This is a genomic window from Terrabacter tumescens (assembly GCF_014646815.1).
Lineage (GTDB): Bacteria > Actinomycetota > Actinomycetes > Actinomycetales > Dermatophilaceae > Terrabacter > Terrabacter tumescens.
Genome location: NZ_BMNZ01000007.1, coordinates 135,677 through 152,806 on the forward strand (window position 1 = coordinate 135,677; position 17,130 = coordinate 152,806).

Consider the following 17,130-nt stretch of genomic DNA (forward strand, 5'->3'; position numbering starts at 1 on the left):
AGGCGTTGGGGCGCCGCCAGTCTAGGACCGTGCCGGCTCGTCGGCCGCCGCCCCGGTCGTCGCGGGGTCCTCGCTCGTGCGGCTCAGGTCGCGCACCGAGCGCGACAGCAGCGCCGAGAGGGAGATGACGACGTAGACACCCGCGCTGACGAGCATGAGGGTCTCGGTGTCGACGGCCGTCGCCAGCCAGCCGTAGAGGAACGTGCCGATGGGAATCGCGACGAACGACCCGAGGGCGTCGTAGCTCGAGACCCGCGAGAGGACCGACACCGGCACGTGCTCGTGCAGGGCGGTGCTCCACCCGACGCCGAACACCTCGACCGCGGCGCCGGCGAGGAAGAAGCCCACGGCGACGGGCACCAGGGCCGGAGCCACCCCGAGCAGCACCATGGGCACCGCGAGCACGCAGATGGCGAGCATCCCGGTGCGCAGGGGGTGCCGGAGCCGCAGTCTGAGCATCACGAGGGTCATGAGGACGGTGCCGACGGCCTCGGCGCTCAGCACGATGCCCCAGCCGGCCTCTCCGATCGACGCGGACGACTTCGCGATGAGCGGTCCGAGCACGCCGACGACGCCGGTGTGGATGGCGTTGGTCAGCCCGAAGACGAGCACGATGACCCACAGCCACTCGCGCCGGGTGAACTCGCCCCACCCCTCGCGCAGCTCGCGCACCATCGAGTGGCGCGGAGCGCCTGCGTCCTCGGAGCGACGCGGCAGACCGACGCGGGCGAGGCAGACGGTGGCGACGGCATACGTCAGCGCGTCGACGGCGAGCGCCCACCCGGGACCGACACCCACGACGAGCAGGCCGGCGACGGCGGGACCGATGATCGACAGGCCGCTGCGGCTGAAGGACAGCAGCGCGTTGGCCTGCTGCAGGCGGGACCGGTCGACGACGAGCGGGACGACCCCCACCATCGCGGGCATCGTGAACGCCGAGACGGCGCCGTTGACGCCCTCGATGACCGTCAGCTGGGTCAGCGTCGCGTCACCGCTGATGATGAGATAGGCCGCGAGCGCCTGGGTGAGGCACGTGAGCACGTGCGACACCTGGAGCACGACGATCCGCGAGAAGCGGTCGGCGACCACGCCGCCGACGAGCAGGAAGACGACCATCGTCAGGGTGCGCACCCCGAGCACCTGCGCGAGGGCGCCGGCGGACTGGTCGATGTGCAGCACGGCGAAGGCGAGGGCGACGGGCACCATGACCGAGCCCGCGGTCGAGACGGTGCGCGCCGTGAAGTACCACGCGAAGCGACGGTCCCCCAAGGCGCCGAGCGACTCCTGGATCCTCATCGGGCCTCCCCCTCACCCTCGAGCCGGAACGCGGCGACCGAGAGGTTGGCCCGCACGGTGCCCTCGGTGCGCGGAGGTCGGGCGGCGGCGTGGAAGAGCCGGCTCGCCTCGGTGACGAGGGCAAACACCTGGTCCCACACCTCCGGCTCGACCCACAGGTCCGCGTCGGTGAACTGCGCGCGCTCGCCGCGCCGGCGGGTGGCGAAGCGTCGCGGGATCGCGTCGGCGAGCACCCGCGCATAGGCGAGGCGGTCGTCCTCCGTGGCCGACGTGCTCCGCGGACGCTCGGCGTCCCACGGGTGGCGGTACTTCTTCGCCCGCCCTCCGCGGACGCTCTCCTCACCTGCCACCTCGAGCAGGCCGGCCGAGTGCAGCAGGCGCAGGTGGTAGCTCGCGTTCGCCTGGGTGACGCCGAGCTCGCGCGCGACCTCGGCGGCACTCAGCTCGGCGCCGGTCAGCAGCGAGAGCATCTGCAGCCGCAGCGGGTGGGCCGTGGCGCGGAGCTCGCTGATCCGCTCGTCCTCCAAAGACATGTTTGGGAGTATGCCTTCGGGTCGGCTCGACCGTCAAGCGTTTCTTTGGGGGTCTGGCCAGGCCGTCTCCGACCGCCCGAGGACGTCAGTCGCCGCGCTGGTCGTCGCGCTGGTCGTCACGCTCGACGTCGAAGACGAACCCCTGGGCGCGCAGGCGCTCGACGAGGACGTCCCCGAGCGCTGTGGCCGGGGTGCACACGCCCGCGCGCCGGGGCACTCCCTCGTCGAGGGCGAGCGACAGCGCCGTCTGCCCGAGCATGACGGCCGTGCCGCCGTAGCCGGGGTCGTAGTCGGCGCCCACCCTGGTCCGGTAGCGCGCGCCGGTCGTCGTCGTCGAGCGGATGTCGAGGCGGAAGCGGCCGGCCGCCTGCGTCTCCGGGCTCGGCCCCTCCCCCGGCTTGGGCAGGAAGCGGTCGATCACGGCCCGGGTCGGCCGGAAGGCCATCCCCGCCACGACTCCCCCGAGCCCGACGGCCATGCCGCCGGCCATGACGGGAGACATCGGCCTGGAGCCGAAGTCGGTCGCCTCGCGGTAGCGCAGGTCGCGCCCGTAGGACCAGTCGGTCAGGGTGTTGGACAGGCGCACGATGCGCGTGTTGAACGACGCCATGACGAACGGACCGGTCCACCGGCCCGTCCGGGGGTCACGCTCGACGGGCACCATTCGCCGCAGGCGGTCGAGGACGCCCGTGGCGGGGCGGCGGCCAGACGACGGCTCCTCTGCGCGTCGCGGGCTGAGCCCGTAGGGGTCGCCCAGGGCCCGGCGTGCGCCCGCGTCGGACCGGGCCGTGATCGCCTGCTGCCGCGCGGAGTCGACGGTCCCGCCTGAGAAGCCGCCCTTGAGCGAGCGCACGAGCAGGGTCGTCTCGGCGAGCGTCCCCTCACCGTCGGCGGCGGCCCGCTCGGCCGTCGTCAGGACGCCGAGGTCGGAGGGGATGGAGTCGAAGCCGCAGGCGTGCACGATCGCCGCGCCCGTCTCGCGGGCCCGGGCGTCGAGCTCGTCGAGCGACCACCGGACGAAGAGCACCTCGCCGGTGAGGTCGGCGTAGTGCGTCCCGGACTCGGCGCAGGCACGGGCCACCTCCTTGCCGTGGGTCGCGTAGGGGCCGACCGTGGTGACGAGGACCCGGGTGCGGGCGGCGAGAGCTCGCAGACCCGGGGCGTCGGTCGCGTCGACCGCGACGAGCTCCCACGACGACGCCTCGGCGCCGAGCTCGACGCGCAGCGCCTCGAGCTTGGGCCGCGAGCGTCCCGCGAGGGCGATCCGCACATCGGGTCCGGCGTTCCGGGCGAGGTGGGCGGCGGTCAGGGCCCCGACGAAACCGGTGGCGCCGTAGAGGACGATGTCGAGCTCGCGATCGGGCATGCCGTCACTCTGTCACGAGCGGGCACTCCGGTCCGGCCGACGTGTCGGCGACCTGTCAGCGACGTGTCAGTGAGGTCGTGGCTCAGAACATCTCGAGCGGGTCCACACGGACCGCCACGATGTCGGTCTCCTTGCGCGCGGAACGAAAGGCCTTGAGCGCGAGCAGTGCCCGCGTCAGCGACTCGGTCTCGGACGCGGGGACGCGCACGAGCGCGTGGTGGTCGGCGGGTGCCCGCTCCGGTTCCCCGTCGACGGGCGGCCGACGCGGCGGGCCGCTCGTGTGCGAGAGCCGGACCGGGCCGAGCACCTGGGCCGCTGCAGGCAGGTCGGCCTGCTCGAGCGCCTCCTCGAGAGCCCGCCGGCCACCCGTCAGCTGTGCCATCCGGACGGCAGGTGGCAGACCGAGCTCACGGCGTTCGGCGAGCTCGCGCGCCGCGAGCCAGGCCGGGTCCCACCGGACGAGGGCCTCGACGGCCGGCAGGGCCACGGCCTCGGGGGCCCCGCTCAGCACGACGGCCCGCCCCTCCCTCGCGAGGGCGGCAGCCGCCATCCACCGGCGCAGCGCCTCGAGCGGTGCGTCGAGCGTGGGCAGGTCGAGGCTGGCCCACGCGTCGAGCAGGAGCACCGCGGTGTAGCCACCGTCGGCCACTGGCTCGGCGCCCGGCGTGGCGATGACGAGAGCGGGCTCACGGCCGACCGAGGCGAGCACCTCACCGGACCCGGACGTGTGGACGGGGAAGCCGGGGAACGCGCGGCCGATCTCCTCGGCCGTGCGACGGGCACCGGTGACGGACGAGCGCAGCCGGCGCGACCCACAGTGCTCGCACGCGAAGCCGTGCCCGGCGAGGGACAGGCCGCACCACCGGCAGGCGGGCGCCGACCCGGCCGCCCCGAGCGCCACCGGGCCCTGGCAGCGGGCGCACCGGACCGGGGTGCGGCACTCGGCGCAGCTGAGCGACGGGAGGTAGCCGCGACGCGGCACCTGGACGAGCACGGGCCCGTCGACGAGTGCGTCCTTGGCGACGCGCCACGCCCGGGACGGGATGTGGGCCCGCGCCGAGGGGCCGTCGCGCTCCTCGTCGAGGCCTTCGCCGGCGATGGTGACCCGCGGGGCCGCTGCCCGAAGCAGTGCCGGCTCCGCCTCGACCGGCACGAGCGCCCCGGACTCGACGTCCACCTGCATGCGCAGGCTGCGGCCGAAGCCCCCGGCGAGCAGCGCCGCCCCCGTGGCCGCGGCCCGCAGGCCGAGGACTACGCCGACGTGGTGGTACGGCGCGCGGGGCTCGGCGAGCAGGTCGTCTCCGTCGTCCCACCAGGCGACGAGCCCGAGGTCGTGGACCGGTGCGAAGGCGGCCGCGCGCGTGCCGATGACGACCTTGACGTGCCCGCGCAGCACCTTGAGCCAGGCGGTGTAGCGCGCCTGAGGCCCCTGGTCGGCCGTCAACCGCACGTGCCGGCCCTTGCCCAGCACCGCGGTCAGGGCCGCGTCGAGGCGGTCGACGTCGCGGTGGTCGGGCACGACCACGAGAGCGCCGCGACCGGCGGACAGGGCGGTCGCCGCGGCGACGGCCAGCGCCGTCGGCCAGTCGGCGTCCCCGCGCCGCCCCGGCAGCGCGGCCCAGGCCGCAGCCGGCCCCTCCCCCGACGCGACCCGGCGCAGCCACGCCGGTCCCGCGGCATAGGCCGTCCACGGGCCGGGCTCGGGCGGCGTCACCTCCTCCACGGCAGGCGCCTCCATCGCCAGGTTGCGCTCAGCAGTCGCGTGGCGCTTCGGCACTGCCAGGCGCAGCACGTCGCTCAGCGTGCCGGCATACCGGTCGGCGACGGCGCGGCAGAGAGCGAGCACCTCGGGGGTCAGGACCGGCTCGGCACTGACGACCCGACGCAGCGGCGTCAACCGGCCGGCGTGCTGCGGCTCGTCACGGCGCTCGACGACGAAGCCGTCGAGCTCGCGGCCGGAGAACCGCACCCGCACGCGCGCTCCGGGGACGGCGTCCGCATCGAGCTCGTCCGGGACGGCGTACTCGAAGACACGGTCGAGATGCGCGAGCGGGGTCTCGACGACGACAGCAGCGACCGGCCCTGCGGCCGGTCGCTGCGTGCTCGTGTCGTTGTCGTCGCCCACGAGGGCGAACCTATCCTCAGCGGGAGACGGCGTTGCGCAGGGCCTCGACGCGGTCGGTGCGCTCCCACGTGAAGGGGTTCTCCACGCCGTCGGCCTTGGTGCGGCCGAAGTGGCCGTAGGCCGCCGTCGGACGGTAGATCGGGCGCAGCAGGTCGAGGGCGTCGACGATCGCGGCCGGGCGCAGGTCGAAGACGTCGCCGATGGCCTGCTGGATCGAGTCGACCGGCACGGTCTCGGTGCCGAAGGTCTCGATGTAGAGACCGACGGGCTGGGCCTTGCCGATGGCGTAGGCGACCTGGACCTCGCAGCGACGGGCCAGGCCCGCGGCGACGACGTTCTTGGCGACCCAGCGCATGGCGTAGGCGGCCGAGCGGTCGACCTTGCTCGGGTCCTTGCCCGAGAAGGCGCCACCACCGTGACGGGCCATGCCGCCGTAGGTGTCGACGATGATCTTGCGGCCAGTCAGGCCGGCGTCACCCATCGGGCCGCCGATCTCGAAGCGGCCGGTCGGGTTGATGAGCGCGCGGTAGCTGCTGACGTCGAGGTCGGTGCCGCTGTCGCGCAGCTCGGCGAGCACGGGCTCGATGACGTGGGCGCGAATGTCGGGCTCGAGCATGCCGTCGAGCGACACGTCGGGTGCGTGCTGGGTCGAGAGGACCACGGTGTCGAGCGCGATCGCCTTGTCACCTTCGTAGGCGATGGTGACCTGGGTCTTGCCGTCGGGGCGCAGGTAGGCGAGCTCCTCGCTCTTGCGCACCTGCGTCAGGCGCTCCGAGAGGCGGTGCGCCAGGAAGATCGGCAGCGGCATGAGCTCCGCGGTGTCGTCGCAGGCGTAGCCGAACATCAGGCCCTGGTCGCCGGCGCCCTGCTTGTCGAGGATGTCCTCGATGTCACCCGTGCGGTGCTCGTGGGCCGTGTCGACGCCCTGGGCGATGTCGGGCGACTGCGCACCGATGGAGATCGAGACGCCGCAGGTGCGCCCGTCGAAGCCCTTCTGGGAGCCGTCGTAGCCGACCTCGAGGATGGTCTCGCGGACGATGCTCGGGATCTCGACGTAGGCCGTCGTCGACACCTCGCCGGCAACGTGGACGAGACCCGTCGTGACCATCGTCTCGACCGCGACACGGGCCTGTGGGTCCTGCTCGAGCAGCGCGTCGAGGATCGAGTCGCTGATCTGGTCGCAGATCTTGTCCGGGTGCCCCTCGGTGACGGACTCGGACGTGAACAGACGTGCGGACACTTGCTCTCCCTCGGTCGGGTGCGGAGTTGGTGCGGGTGGTTCGGCGGCCCGGGGCCTGCGGATGGCAGGCCACGTTGGGGCGAGAGTCTAGTGCTCAGTCCAACAGGGGCGAGATGGTGTCCCAGAGCGCGTCTGCGACGTTGTCCTTGGACGCCGGACCGACCGTCGTCGCCTCGTCGGACCCGCGACGCAGCAGGTGCACGGTGGTGTCGTCCTTGCCGAAGGTCAGGTCGGTGCCGACCTCGTTGACGACCTGCAGGTCGCTGCCCTTGCGGGCGAACTTCGCTCGGGCGTGGTCCATGACGCTGCCCTGCGCGTCGCCGGTCTCGGCCGCGAAGCTCACGACGAAGGGCGTGCTCGCTCCCCGGGCCGCACGGGCCTCGACGAGCCCGCGCACGATGTCGGGGTTCTCGACGAGCTCGACGCGCAGGCCGGCGTCGGGGTCGCTGGACTTCTTGATCTTGCTGTCGCTGACGGCGGCCGGCCGGAAGTCGGCCGGGGCTGCGGCCATCACGACGACGTCGGCGTCGCTCGCCGCGTCCTCGACGGCCCGCTGGAGCTCGAGGGTGGTCTCGACGGTCACGACGTCGATGCCGTCGGGCACGGGGACGGTGACGTTGGCGGCGACGAGGGTGACCTTGGCGCCGCGCTCGGCCGCGGCCCGGGCGATGGCCACGCCCTGCTTGCCCGACGAGCGGTTGCCGAGGTAGCGCACCGGGTCGAGCGGCTCGCGGGTGCCGCCGGCGGACACGACGACACGGCGGCCCTCGAGGTCGCGGACGGGAGCCTCGGCAGGCGCGTCACCGTCACCCTCGAGGATCGCGAGGCACGCGGCATACAACGCCTCGGGCTCGGGGAGGCGGCCCGCACCCGTGTCCTTGCCGGTCAGGCGGCCCACGGCGGGGTCGATGACGTGCGCGCCGCGCGAGCGGAGGGTGGCGACGTTGGCCTGGGTCGCGGGGTGCTCCCACATCTCGGTGTGCATGGCCGGCGCGAACGCGACCGGGCAGCGCGCCGTGAGGAGCGTGGTGGTGAGCAGGTCGTCGGCCAGGCCGTGCGCGGCCTTGGCCAGCAGGTCGGCCGTGGCCGGGGCGACGACGACGAGGTCGGCGGACTGCCCGATGCGCACGTGCGGCACCTCGTGGACCGACGTCCACACGTCGGTGCTCACGGGCTTGCCCGACAGGGCCGACCAGGTCGGCGCCCCGACGAACTGCAGGGCCGCCGCGGTGGGCACGACCGTCACGTCGTGCCCGTGCTCGCTGAAGAGCCGGAGCAGCGTGCACGCCTTGTAGGCGGCGATGCCGCCACTCACCCCGAGCACGACGCGCATCGGCTGCTCCGACCCCTCTGCGGTGCTCAGGCCTCGGTGGGCGTCGAGGTCAGCAGGCCCTCGTTGATCTCGCGCAGCGCGATCGACAGCGGCTTCTCGTGGACCTCGGTCTCGACGAGCGGGCCGACGTAGTCGAGCAGGCCCTCCTGCAGCTGGGAGTAGTAGGCGTTGATCTGACGAGCGCGCTTGGCGGAGTAGATGACGAGCGCGTACTTCGAGTCGGCAACGGTCAGGAGGTCGTCGATCGGCGGGTTGGTGATGCCGATGGGAGCTGCCTGGGTACCGGACACAGTGATCTCGTTTCGTTGGTTTCAGCGGGCGTGAGGTGTGCGACGCGACGTCGACGGCCACGCGGCCGTATGCCGTGGGCTGGCACACATCAGGGCGGGACTCACCGGTCGGCGCGTCCCGATCTCATCAATGATACGAGTTCTTCGCTCGCCCGACGAACATCGTCGTTGACGACGACCTCGTCGAACTCGCTCTGGGCGGCCAGCTCGGCCCGCGCCGTGTCCAGCCGGCGCTCCCGCTCGGCCTCGCCCTCGGTGCCCCGGCCGACGAGACGGCGCACGAGCTCGTCCCAGCTCGGCGGGGCGAGGAAGACGAAGAGGGCCTCGGGCCACGTCTCGCGCACCTGGCGCGCGCCCTGCAGGTCGATCTCGAGCAGGGCGTCGCGCCCGCTCGCGATGACCCGCTCGACCGGGCCGCGCGGGGTGCCGTACTTCGCGGCGCTGTGCACGACGGCGTGCTCGAGGAACTGGCCGGCCTCGACGAGCCGGTCGAACTCCTGGTCGTCGACGAAGTGGTAGTGCACGCCGTCGACCTCCCCGGGGCGCGGTCGACGGGTCGTCATCGAGACGGAGAACCAGACACCCGGGAAGTGCGTGCGGACGTACTCCGCGATGGTGCCCTTGCCGACGGCCGTCGGGCCCGCGAGCACGGTGAGCCGGCCCCGACGGGGTCCGGCTGCGTCGTGCTGGGGCTCCGCGGTCGAGGTCGTGTCCGCCGCCATCACGGCTTCTCGAAGCGGTGCAGCAGCGCCGCGACCTGGTTGGCACCGAGGCCACGCACGCGGCGCGACTCGGCGATCCCCACCTCGGCCATGATCGCCTTGGCGCGGACGCGGCCGACGCCCGGCATCGACTCGAGCAGCTCGGTGACCTTCATCTTGCCGATGACCGCGTCGACCTTGCCGTCCTCGAGGACCTCGGCGAGCGAGCCGCTGGAGTACTTCAGCCGGTTCTTGACCGCGGCCCGCTCCCGACGCGCGGCGGCAGCCTTCTCGAGTGCTGCGGCCCGTTGCTCGGGGGTGAGCGGTGGAAGCGCCACGGTCTTCGGTCTCCTTGCTGCCTTCGGGAGCGCCCCGCGCCCCCGTCGTCTTCACGTCTCGTGTTGTCTCCGCCGAACCTAGCGAGCGGGCAGCACGGGCCGCAACGCGGGGCCGGGCAATCCGGTGGCCGCGGCCCTCGCCCTCAGCGCGACAGGTCGACCTGACAGGTCTCCCGCGCATGCACCTCGATGCGCTTGGCCGAGGCCTCGAAACCCTGCATCCGCTTGGTCAGGCCCGACAGGTCGGGGTTGGCGACCGTGAACTGCTGCACGAGCGTGCGCAGCGAGGCCCAGTCGGCCTTCACCTCGTCGGGCGCGCTCGCCTCGACCTCGGTGACGGAGGTCATGAACCGGGCGGCGGCCGCGGGGTCCTGGAGCACCGCGGTGCCGCCCTTCCAGTCGGCCTGCACCGAGCGGAGCACGTCGCAGTAGTCCCCGGGCGACGACGCGCAACCGCCGAGGGCGGTCATGGTGACGAGCAGGACGAGCAGCGCGCGCCCAGCGCGAGGTCCGGGCGTGCGCCCGACCTCCCTGCGCCCCACCCGCGTCGACATCTCCACACCGTATGCCGTGTGGCCGGCGCCGTCCTGCGACTCCACCGAAGCGTCCCCTGGCCGCCCGACGTCAGCCGCGCAGCGACTCGACGACACGCTGGGTCTGCGCGACGAGACGGCTGGGCTCGGGGCCGGCGCCGAGGATCTCGCGGCTGGACGAGGCGAGCACCTGGTCCCGGGCGGGTCCGAAGGTCGACGCGAGCGACTCGACGGTGCCGCCCTGCGCGCCGAAGCCCGGGGCCAGCACGGGCGTCGCGGCCTCGACGAGGTCGAGCCCGAGGTCCTGGACGGCGCTGCCCACGGTCGCGCCGATGACGAGACCGACGCTGCCGAGCTCACCCCGGCCGCGCGCGGGCGCGTTGTCGTCCCGGGCCCCGTGCACCATCGAGCCCGCGACCGACTCCCCGTCGCGCGTGGCGTGCTGGACGCCCGCTCCCTCGGGGTTGGAGGTCAGGGCGAGGACGAAGAGCCCACGGCCGGTCCTGGTGGCGACGTCGATCGCGGGCCGCAGCGACCCGTAGCCGAGGTAGGGGCTCACCGTCAGCGCGTCGGGCGGGGCCACGGCATGCTCGCCCAGGTAGGCCTCGGCGTACGCCGACATCGTCGACCCGATGTCACCGCGCTTGGCGTCGAGGATCGTCAGCGTGCCCGCCTCGCGCAGCTCGACGAGCACCCGCTCGAGCACGGCGAGCCCGCGGCTGCCGAAGACCTCGAAGAAGGCCGACTGCGGCTTGACCACGGCGACCCGGCCGGCGAACGCCTCGACGCAGGTCAGCGCGAACCGCTCGAGACCGGCGACGTCGTAGGACAGGCCCCACGACTCGACCAGCGCCCGGTGCGGGTCGATGCCGGCGCACAGCGGTCCGTGGGTCCGCATCGCGTCCTGGAGGCGGGCCCCGAAGGCCTTGCTCATCGTCGGTCTCCGTTCGTCCTGGGTGTCTGTGTGGTCGGGGCCGCGTCGAGGGGGCTCGTCACCGGCCGTGCGCGACGGCCACGGCGTCGGCGAAGCGCTCGAAGCCCTTGGCCTCGAGCAGCTCGCACAGCTCGCGCAGCACCCGCACCGGCGCGGACGGGTCGTTGAAGACGGCCGTGCCGACCTGGATCGCGCTGGCTCCGGCGGCAACGAGCTCGAGGGCGTCGTGCCCCGTGCGGACTCCCCCGACGCCGATGATCGGCACCGTCGGCATGCGACCCTCGAACATCGCCTGGCGCACCTGCCAGACGGCGCGCACCGCGACGGGGCGGATGCCCGGCCCGGAGAGGCCCCCCGTGACGCCGCCGAGCTGGGGGCGCATGCGGTCGGTGTCGATGACCATGCCCAGCAGGGTGTTGATCATCGTCAGGCCGTCGGCGCCGGCCTCGACGCAGGCCGCCGCGATGGCGGTGATGTCGGTGACGTCCGGGCTGAGCTTGGCGTAGACGGGGATGTCGCGCGGGAGCTGCTCGCGCACGAGCGCGATGACCTTGGCCGAGGCCAGCGGGTCGCACGCGAAGACGAGGCCTCGGTTGGCGACGTTGGGGCACGAGATGTTGACCTCGACGCCGACGACGGCGTCGAAGGCCCGGCTGGCGCGCAGGGTCGCCGCGACGTGGGCGTACTCCGTGCTCGAGCTGCCGGCGATCGAGGGCAGCACGCGCGCGCCGACGGACTTGAGCCACGGCAGGTCCTCGTCGACGAACGCGTCGATGCCCGGCCCCTGCAGGCCGATCGAGTTGAGCATCCCGGAGGGCGTCTCGGCCATGCGCGGGGTGCCACGACCCGACCGGGGGTCGGCCATGACCGATTTCGTGACGAAGGCGCCGAGGTCGGCGACGTCGAAGAAGCGGTGCAGCTCCTTGCCGTTGGCCGCGCAGCCCGAGGCCGTCATGAGCGGGTTGGGCAGGCGGCGGCCCGCCCCGAGGTCCGTGGACAGGTCGACCATCAGTGGCCACCCACCTTCGGGGCGCCGACGGCATCGTCCGGGACGCGCGCGTGACCCCCGTCGAAGGCGTCCCAGCGGACGCGGTCGCCGCGGAAGACGGGTCCCTCGACGCACGAGCGCACCATCCGGGTCTTCCCGTCGGAGCCGACGACCGGCATGACGCAGGTCATGCAGACCCCGACGCCGCAGGCCATCGACTCCTCGACGGCCACCTGGGCGACGGCGCCGTGCGCCTGCGCGACCCGGGTGATCGACTCGAGCATCCCCATGGGGCCACAGCCGTAGACGACGCCGGCCCCGGTGCGGTCGATGATCTCGGGCAGCGGGTCGCTGACCCAGCCCCGCTGACCCGCGGAGCCGTCGTCGGTCGTGACCGTGACGCCGTCGCAGCTGCGACGGGCCTCGACGACGCCGAAGAGCTTGTCCTCGCTCGCGGCGCCGAGCACCATCTCGACGTGGCAGCCGCGGTCGCGCAGCTCGCCGGCGAGCCAGAAGAGCGGCGCGCTGCCGTAGCCGCCACCGACGAGGACGCAGGCGACGGGCTCAGTGGGAAGCGGGAACGCCTTGCCGAGCGGCCCGACGACGTCGATCGTGTCGTGCGGCTCGCGCTCGACGATCCAGCGCGTGCCGACACCGACGGCCGAGACGACGATCTCGACGGTGCCGCCGTAGGTGCCGCTCGGGCTCACCTTGTGGATCGAGAAGGACCGCCGCAGCAGGGTGCCCGAGGTCTCGCCGCCCACGGCGAGCGCGACGAACTGGCCCGGGCGCGCGAGTTCGGCGACGCCCGGTGCGACGAGGGTGATGTGCTGGTAGGCCCCGACCCGTCGGGTGGCGATGACCTCGGCCACCTCCTGGGTCACCCGGGCCCGCACGGCGCGCTCGCTCATGCGCCCACCGCCGCCGTGGCGGCGCGCGACTCGTGCCGGCCGTAGAGGTCGAGGTCGCGGGCGTGGTCCTGCAGGGACTTCACCCGGATCTCCTCGGTCAGGCCGGCCTCGATGCCGAGGACGGCCGCCGCGAGCGTGGCGATCGTCGTGATGATCGGCTTGTCGGCGCTCGTCGTCGCGGCCCTGATGGCGTAGCCGTCGGCGCGGGCGTCCTGCCCCGACGGGGTGTTGACGACCATCTGGACCGTGCCGTCGAGGATGAGGTCGACGATCGACTTCTCCCCCGGGGCGTCACCGTCCCGCTCGGTGATCTTGCGCACCACGGTGGCCTCGATGCCGTTGCGCTTCAGCACGGCTGCGGTGCCGCGCGTCGCGAGGATCGTGAAGCCGAGGTCGACGAGGCGCTTGACCGGGAAGAGCATGGCTCGCTTGTCGCGGTTGGCGACCGACACGAAGATCGCGCCGGAGCGAGGCAGGGCCGAGCCGCTGCCCTGCTGGGCCTTGGAGAAGGCCGAGCCGAAGTCGACGTCGATGCCCATGACCTCGCCGGTCGAACGCATCTCGGGACCGAGGAGGGAGTCGACGGCGACGCCCTCCTTGGTGCGGAAGCGCTTGAACGGGAGCACGGCCTCCTTGATGGACACCGGGGCGTGGTCGGGCATGCGGCTCCCGTCGCCGGTGGCCGGCAGCAGGCCCTCCTCGCGCAGCTCCGCGATGGAGGCGCCGAGCATGACGCGCGCCGCGGCGCTCGCGATCGGCACGCCGGTCGCCTTGGCCACGAACGGCACCGTGCGCGACGCGCGGGGGTTGGCCTCGATGACGTAGAGGATGTCCTGGGCCAGGGCGAACTGCACGTTCATCAGGCCGCGTACGCCGATGCCCTCGGCGAGCTTGCGCGTCGCGACGCGGACCCGCTCGAGCTCGCCGTCGCCGAGGGTGGCGGGCGGCAGGGTGCACGAGCTGTCGCCCGAGTGGATGCCGGCCTCCTCGACGTGCTCCATGATCCCGCCGAGGTACATGTCCTCGCCGTCGAAGATCGCGTCGACGTCGATCTCGATCGCGTCGTCGAGGAAGCGGTCGACGAGGACCGGGTGCTCCGGCGAGGCCTCCGTGGCCTTCTCCATGTAGGTCACGAGCGAGTCGTCGTCGTAGACGATGACCATGCCGCGGCCGCCGAGGACGTACGAGGGCCGCACGAGCACCGGGTAGCCGATCTCGCGGGCGATGACGAGCGCCTCGTCGGAGCTGTAGGCCGTGCCGTGCTTCGGGGCGATGAGGCCCGCCTTGGCGAGCACCTGGCCGAAGGCGCCACGGTCCTCGGCGAGGTGGATGGCACCGGGCGACGTGCCGACGATCGGCACACCCTCGTCCTCCAGGGCCTGGGCGAGCCCGAGCGGCGTCTGGCCGCCGAACTGGACGATGACACCCGCGATCGGGCCGGCCTGGCTCTCGGCGTGGATGACCTCGAGGACGTCCTCGAGGGTCAGCGGCTCGAAGTAGAGGCGGCTGCTCGTGTCGTAGTCGGTCGACACGGTCTCGGGGTTGCAGTTGACCATGACCGTGTCGAATCCCTTGTCGCGCAAGGAGAACGACGCGTGGACGCAGGAGTAGTCGAACTCCACGCCCTGCCCGATCCGGTTGGGGCCGGAGCCGAGGATGATGACGGCCGGGCGCTCGCGCGGCTCGACCTCGGTCTCCTCGTCGTAGGAGCTGTAGTGGTACGGGGTGCGCGCCGCGAACTCCGCCGCGCAGGTGTCGACGGTCTTGTAGACCGGGCGCACCCCGAGGGCGTGGCGCACCCCGCGGACGACGGCCTCCGGCATACGGCGGATGGACGCGACCTGGGCGTCGCTGAAGCCGTGCTTCTTGACGAGGCGGAGCAGCTCGGGCGTCAGCTGCTCGGCGTCGGCGAGCATCGTCGCGACGTCGTTGAGCAGCGCGATCTGGTCGAGGAACCACGGGTCGATGCCGGTGGCCTCGTGGACCTGCTCGACGGTGAGACCGCCGCGCAGAGCCTGCTGCACGAGGACGATGCGGCCGTCGGTCGGGACCTTGGCCTCCTCGAGCGCCCGCTCGGCCTGGACCCTGGTGATCGTGCCGTCCCAGTGGAAGCTCGCGCCCTTCTTCTCGAGGGAGCGCAGCGCCTTCTGCATGGCCTCGGTGAAGTTGCGGCCGATCGCCATCGCCTCGCCGACCGACTTCATCGTCGTCGTCAGCGTGGGGTCAGCGGCCGGGAACTTCTCGAACGCGAAGCGCGGCACCTTGACGACGACGTAGTCGAGGGTCGGCTCGAAGCTGGCCGGCGTCTCGCGGGTGATGTCGTTGGGCACCTCGTCGAGCGTGTAGCCGATGGCCATCTTCGCGGCGATCTTGGCGATCGGGAAGCCGGTCGCCTTGGAGGCCAGGGCGCTCGAGCGGGAGACGCGGGGGTTCATCTCGATGACGATGATGCGGCCGTCGGCCGGGTTGACGGCGAACTGGATGTTGCAGCCGCCGGTCTCGACGCCGACCTCGCGGATGACGGCGATGCCGATGTCGCGCAGCCGCTGGTACTCGCGGTCGGTCAGGGTGAGCGCTGGAGCGACGGTGATCGAGTCGCCGGTGTGCACGCCCATCGGGTCGAGGTTCTCGATGGAGCAGACGACGACGACGTTGTCGGCGTGGTCGCGCATGACCTCGAGCTCGTACTCCTTCCAGCCGAGGATCGACTCCTCGAGGAGCACCTCGGTCGTGGGGCTGTACTGGAGGCCGGCGCCGCCGAGGAGGCGCAGGTCGGCTTCGTCGTAGGCGAAGCCCGACCCGAGCCCGCCCATCGTGAACGACGGGCGCACGACGACCGGGTAGCCGAGCTCGTCCGCGGCCGCGAGGAGCTCGTCCATCGAGTGGCAGATGAGGGACTTGGCGGACTCGGCACCGCACCGCTCGACGACGCCCTTGAACTTCTCGCGGTCCTCGCCGAGCTGGATGGCCTCGACGTTGGCTCCGATGAGCGGGCAGCCGTACTTCTCCAGGACCCCGTTCTCGTGCAGCGAGATCGCGCAGTTGAGGGCCGTCTGGCCACCGAGGGTCGCGAGCACCGCGTCGGGTCGCTCCTTGGCGATGATCGCCTCGACGACCTCGGGGGTGATCGGCTCGACGTAGGTCGCGTCGGCGAACTCGGGGTCGGTCATGATCGTCGCCGGGTTGCTGTTGACGAGGATGACGCGGATGCCCTCCTCGCGCAGCACGCGGCAGGCCTGGGTGCCGGAGTAGTCGAACTCGCAGGCCTGGCCGATGACGATCGGCCCGGAGCCGATGACGAGGACGCTCTTGATGTCATCACGCTTCGGCATCAGTGGGTCCCCTCGCTCGCCGAGATCTGCTGGTGGGTGGTCTGTCGGTTGGTCATGAGCTCCAGGAAGCGGTCGAAGAGGTAGGCGGCGTCGTGCGGGCCGGCTGCCGCCTCCGGGTGGTACTGCACCGAGTAGGCCGGCAGGTCAAGGCATTCCAGCCCCTCCACGACGTCGTCGTTGAGGCACACGTGGCTGACGCGGACGCGGCCGTACGCCGTGTCGCTGTCCTTGTCGAGGGGCGCGTCCACGGCGAAGCCGTGGTTGTGGGCGGTCACCTCCACCTTGCCGGTGGTGCGGTCCATGACCGGCTGGTTGATGCCGCGGTGGCCGTACTTCAGCTTGTAGGTGCCGAAGCCGAGCGCGCGGCCGAGCAGCTGGTTGCCGAAGCAGATGCCGAAGAACGGGATGCGGCGGTCGAGGACCTCGCGCAGCAGCGCCACCTCGTGCTCGGCGCTGGCCGGGTCACCGGGACCGTTGGAGAAGAAGACCCCGTCGGGGCCGGACTCCCCCACCGCGAGCACGTCGTCGATCGACGCGGTCGCAGGCAGGACGTGCACCTCGATGCCACGCTGCGCCATGAGCGCCGGCGTCATCGCCTTGATGCCGAGGTCGATCGCGGCCACGGTGAAGCGCTTCTCGCCGACGGCCGGGACGGCATACGGCTCGGTGGTCGAGACCTCGGCGGCGAGGGCGGCGCCGGCCATCTGCGGGCTCGTGCGCACGGCGTCGAGCAGCTCGGCCTCCGGACGGCCCGCGGCGTCGCCGCTGAAGATGCCGACGCGCATGGCGCCGCGCTCGCGCAGGTGGCGCGTCAGGGCGCGGGTGTCGATCTCGCAGATGCCGACGACGCCCTGGTCGACGAGCTCGTCCTCGAGGTCGCGCGTCGCGCGCCAGTTCGACGAGCGGATCGCGGGGTCGCGGACGACGTAGCCTGCGGCCCAGATGCGGGTGCTCTCGTCGTCCTCGGTGTTGACACCGGTGTTGCCGACGTGGGGCGCCGTCATGACGATGACCTGACGGTGGTAGCTCGGGTCGGTCAGGGTCTCCTGGTAGCCGGTCATGCCGGTGGAGAAGACCGCCTCGCCGACCGTCTCGCCGACGGCCCCGTAGGACGCTCCGCGGAAGGTACGGCCGTCCTCGAGGACGAGAGCCGCGGCCTCGCGCCTGCGGGCGGGCCTGCCGTCCCGGCTCGGCACGGTCAAGGGTGTCT

At 72.6% G+C, this 17,130-nt stretch carries 15 protein-coding genes; all 15 read right to left on the bottom strand.

Translation table 11 applies throughout. The annotated features are described in order from the left end of the window. Nucleotides 1–21: 21 nt before the first annotated feature. The 15 genes from IEY30_RS17930 to carA all read right to left on the bottom strand — a co-directional run bounded on the left by IEY30_RS17930 (nucleotide 22) and on the right by carA (nucleotide 17,116). Nucleotides 22–1,296, bottom strand: coding sequence for an MFS transporter (locus tag IEY30_RS17930; RefSeq protein ID WP_052358873.1), 1,275 nt, complete (start codon nucleotides 1,294–1,296; stop codon nucleotides 22–24). Then, on the bottom strand, nucleotides 1,293–1,829 hold the full coding sequence (locus tag IEY30_RS17935; RefSeq protein WP_030201900.1) for an ArsR/SmtB family transcription factor: 537 nt from the start codon (nucleotides 1,827–1,829) through the stop codon (nucleotides 1,293–1,295). Before IEY30_RS17935 ends, IEY30_RS17930 begins: the two co-directional genes overlap by 4 nt. Nucleotides 1,830–1,914: 85 nt before the next feature. Next, nucleotides 1,915–3,195, bottom strand: a complete 1,281-nt coding sequence (locus IEY30_RS17940) for a saccharopine dehydrogenase family protein (protein WP_030201898.1) — start codon at nucleotides 3,193–3,195, stop codon at nucleotides 1,915–1,917. A gap of 82 nt (nucleotides 3,196–3,277) precedes the next feature. Continuing rightward, a complete protein-coding gene (locus tag IEY30_RS17945; protein WP_030201895.1) occupies nucleotides 3,278–5,320 on the bottom strand; it encodes a primosomal protein N' in 2,043 nt (680 codons plus the stop codon). A gap of 16 nt (nucleotides 5,321–5,336) precedes the next feature. Further along, nucleotides 5,337–6,560, bottom strand: a complete 1,224-nt coding sequence (gene metK / locus IEY30_RS17950; protein WP_030201893.1) for a methionine adenosyltransferase — start codon at nucleotides 6,558–6,560, stop codon at nucleotides 5,337–5,339. Between the two features lie 94 nt (nucleotides 6,561–6,654). Then, nucleotides 6,655–7,923, bottom strand: a complete 1,269-nt coding sequence (gene coaBC / locus IEY30_RS17955; protein ID WP_506051758.1) for a bifunctional phosphopantothenoylcysteine decarboxylase/phosphopantothenate--cysteine ligase CoaBC — start codon at nucleotides 7,921–7,923, stop codon at nucleotides 6,655–6,657. Further along, nucleotides 7,920–8,183 carry a DNA-directed RNA polymerase subunit omega gene (rpoZ, locus tag IEY30_RS17960; RefSeq protein WP_030201887.1) on the bottom strand — a complete coding sequence of 88 codons (264 nt, stop codon included), beginning with the start codon at nucleotides 8,181–8,183 and terminating at the stop codon, nucleotides 7,920–7,922. The genes coaBC and rpoZ overlap by 4 nt, the downstream gene beginning before the upstream one ends. 101 nt (nucleotides 8,184–8,284) lie before the next feature. Further along, entirely contained in the window at nucleotides 8,285–8,905 is a 621-nt protein-coding gene (gene gmk, locus IEY30_RS17965; protein WP_030201884.1) for a guanylate kinase, read from the bottom strand. Further along, nucleotides 8,905–9,222, bottom strand: a complete 318-nt coding sequence (gene mihF / locus IEY30_RS17970) for an integration host factor, actinobacterial type (protein ID WP_030201881.1) — start codon at nucleotides 9,220–9,222, stop codon at nucleotides 8,905–8,907. Before mihF ends, gmk begins: the two co-directional genes overlap by 1 nt. 143 nt (nucleotides 9,223–9,365) lie before the next feature. Beyond that, nucleotides 9,366–9,821, bottom strand: coding sequence for a hypothetical protein (locus IEY30_RS17975; protein ID WP_030201875.1), 456 nt, complete (start codon nucleotides 9,819–9,821; stop codon nucleotides 9,366–9,368). A gap of 25 nt (nucleotides 9,822–9,846) precedes the next feature. Continuing rightward, nucleotides 9,847–10,689 (bottom strand): orotidine-5'-phosphate decarboxylase, encoded by an 843-nt coding sequence (pyrF, locus tag IEY30_RS17980; RefSeq protein ID WP_030201871.1) that lies wholly within the window; start codon nucleotides 10,687–10,689, stop codon nucleotides 9,847–9,849. Between the two features lie 58 nt (nucleotides 10,690–10,747). Then, nucleotides 10,748–11,698, bottom strand: coding sequence for a dihydroorotate dehydrogenase (locus IEY30_RS17985; protein ID WP_030201867.1), 951 nt, complete (start codon nucleotides 11,696–11,698; stop codon nucleotides 10,748–10,750). Next, entirely contained in the window at nucleotides 11,698–12,588 is an 891-nt protein-coding gene (locus tag IEY30_RS17990; RefSeq protein ID WP_030201863.1) for a dihydroorotate dehydrogenase electron transfer subunit, read from the bottom strand. Before IEY30_RS17990 ends, IEY30_RS17985 begins: the two co-directional genes overlap by 1 nt. Continuing rightward, nucleotides 12,585–15,920, bottom strand: coding sequence for a carbamoyl-phosphate synthase large subunit (gene carB, locus IEY30_RS17995; protein WP_030201859.1), 3,336 nt, complete (start codon nucleotides 15,918–15,920; stop codon nucleotides 12,585–12,587). The genes IEY30_RS17990 and carB overlap by 4 nt, the downstream gene beginning before the upstream one ends. Further along, nucleotides 15,920–17,116, bottom strand: coding sequence for a glutamine-hydrolyzing carbamoyl-phosphate synthase small subunit (gene carA / locus IEY30_RS18000; protein WP_030201854.1), 1,197 nt, complete (start codon nucleotides 17,114–17,116; stop codon nucleotides 15,920–15,922). Before carA ends, carB begins: the two co-directional genes overlap by 1 nt. Nucleotides 17,117–17,130 lie beyond the last annotated feature (14 nt).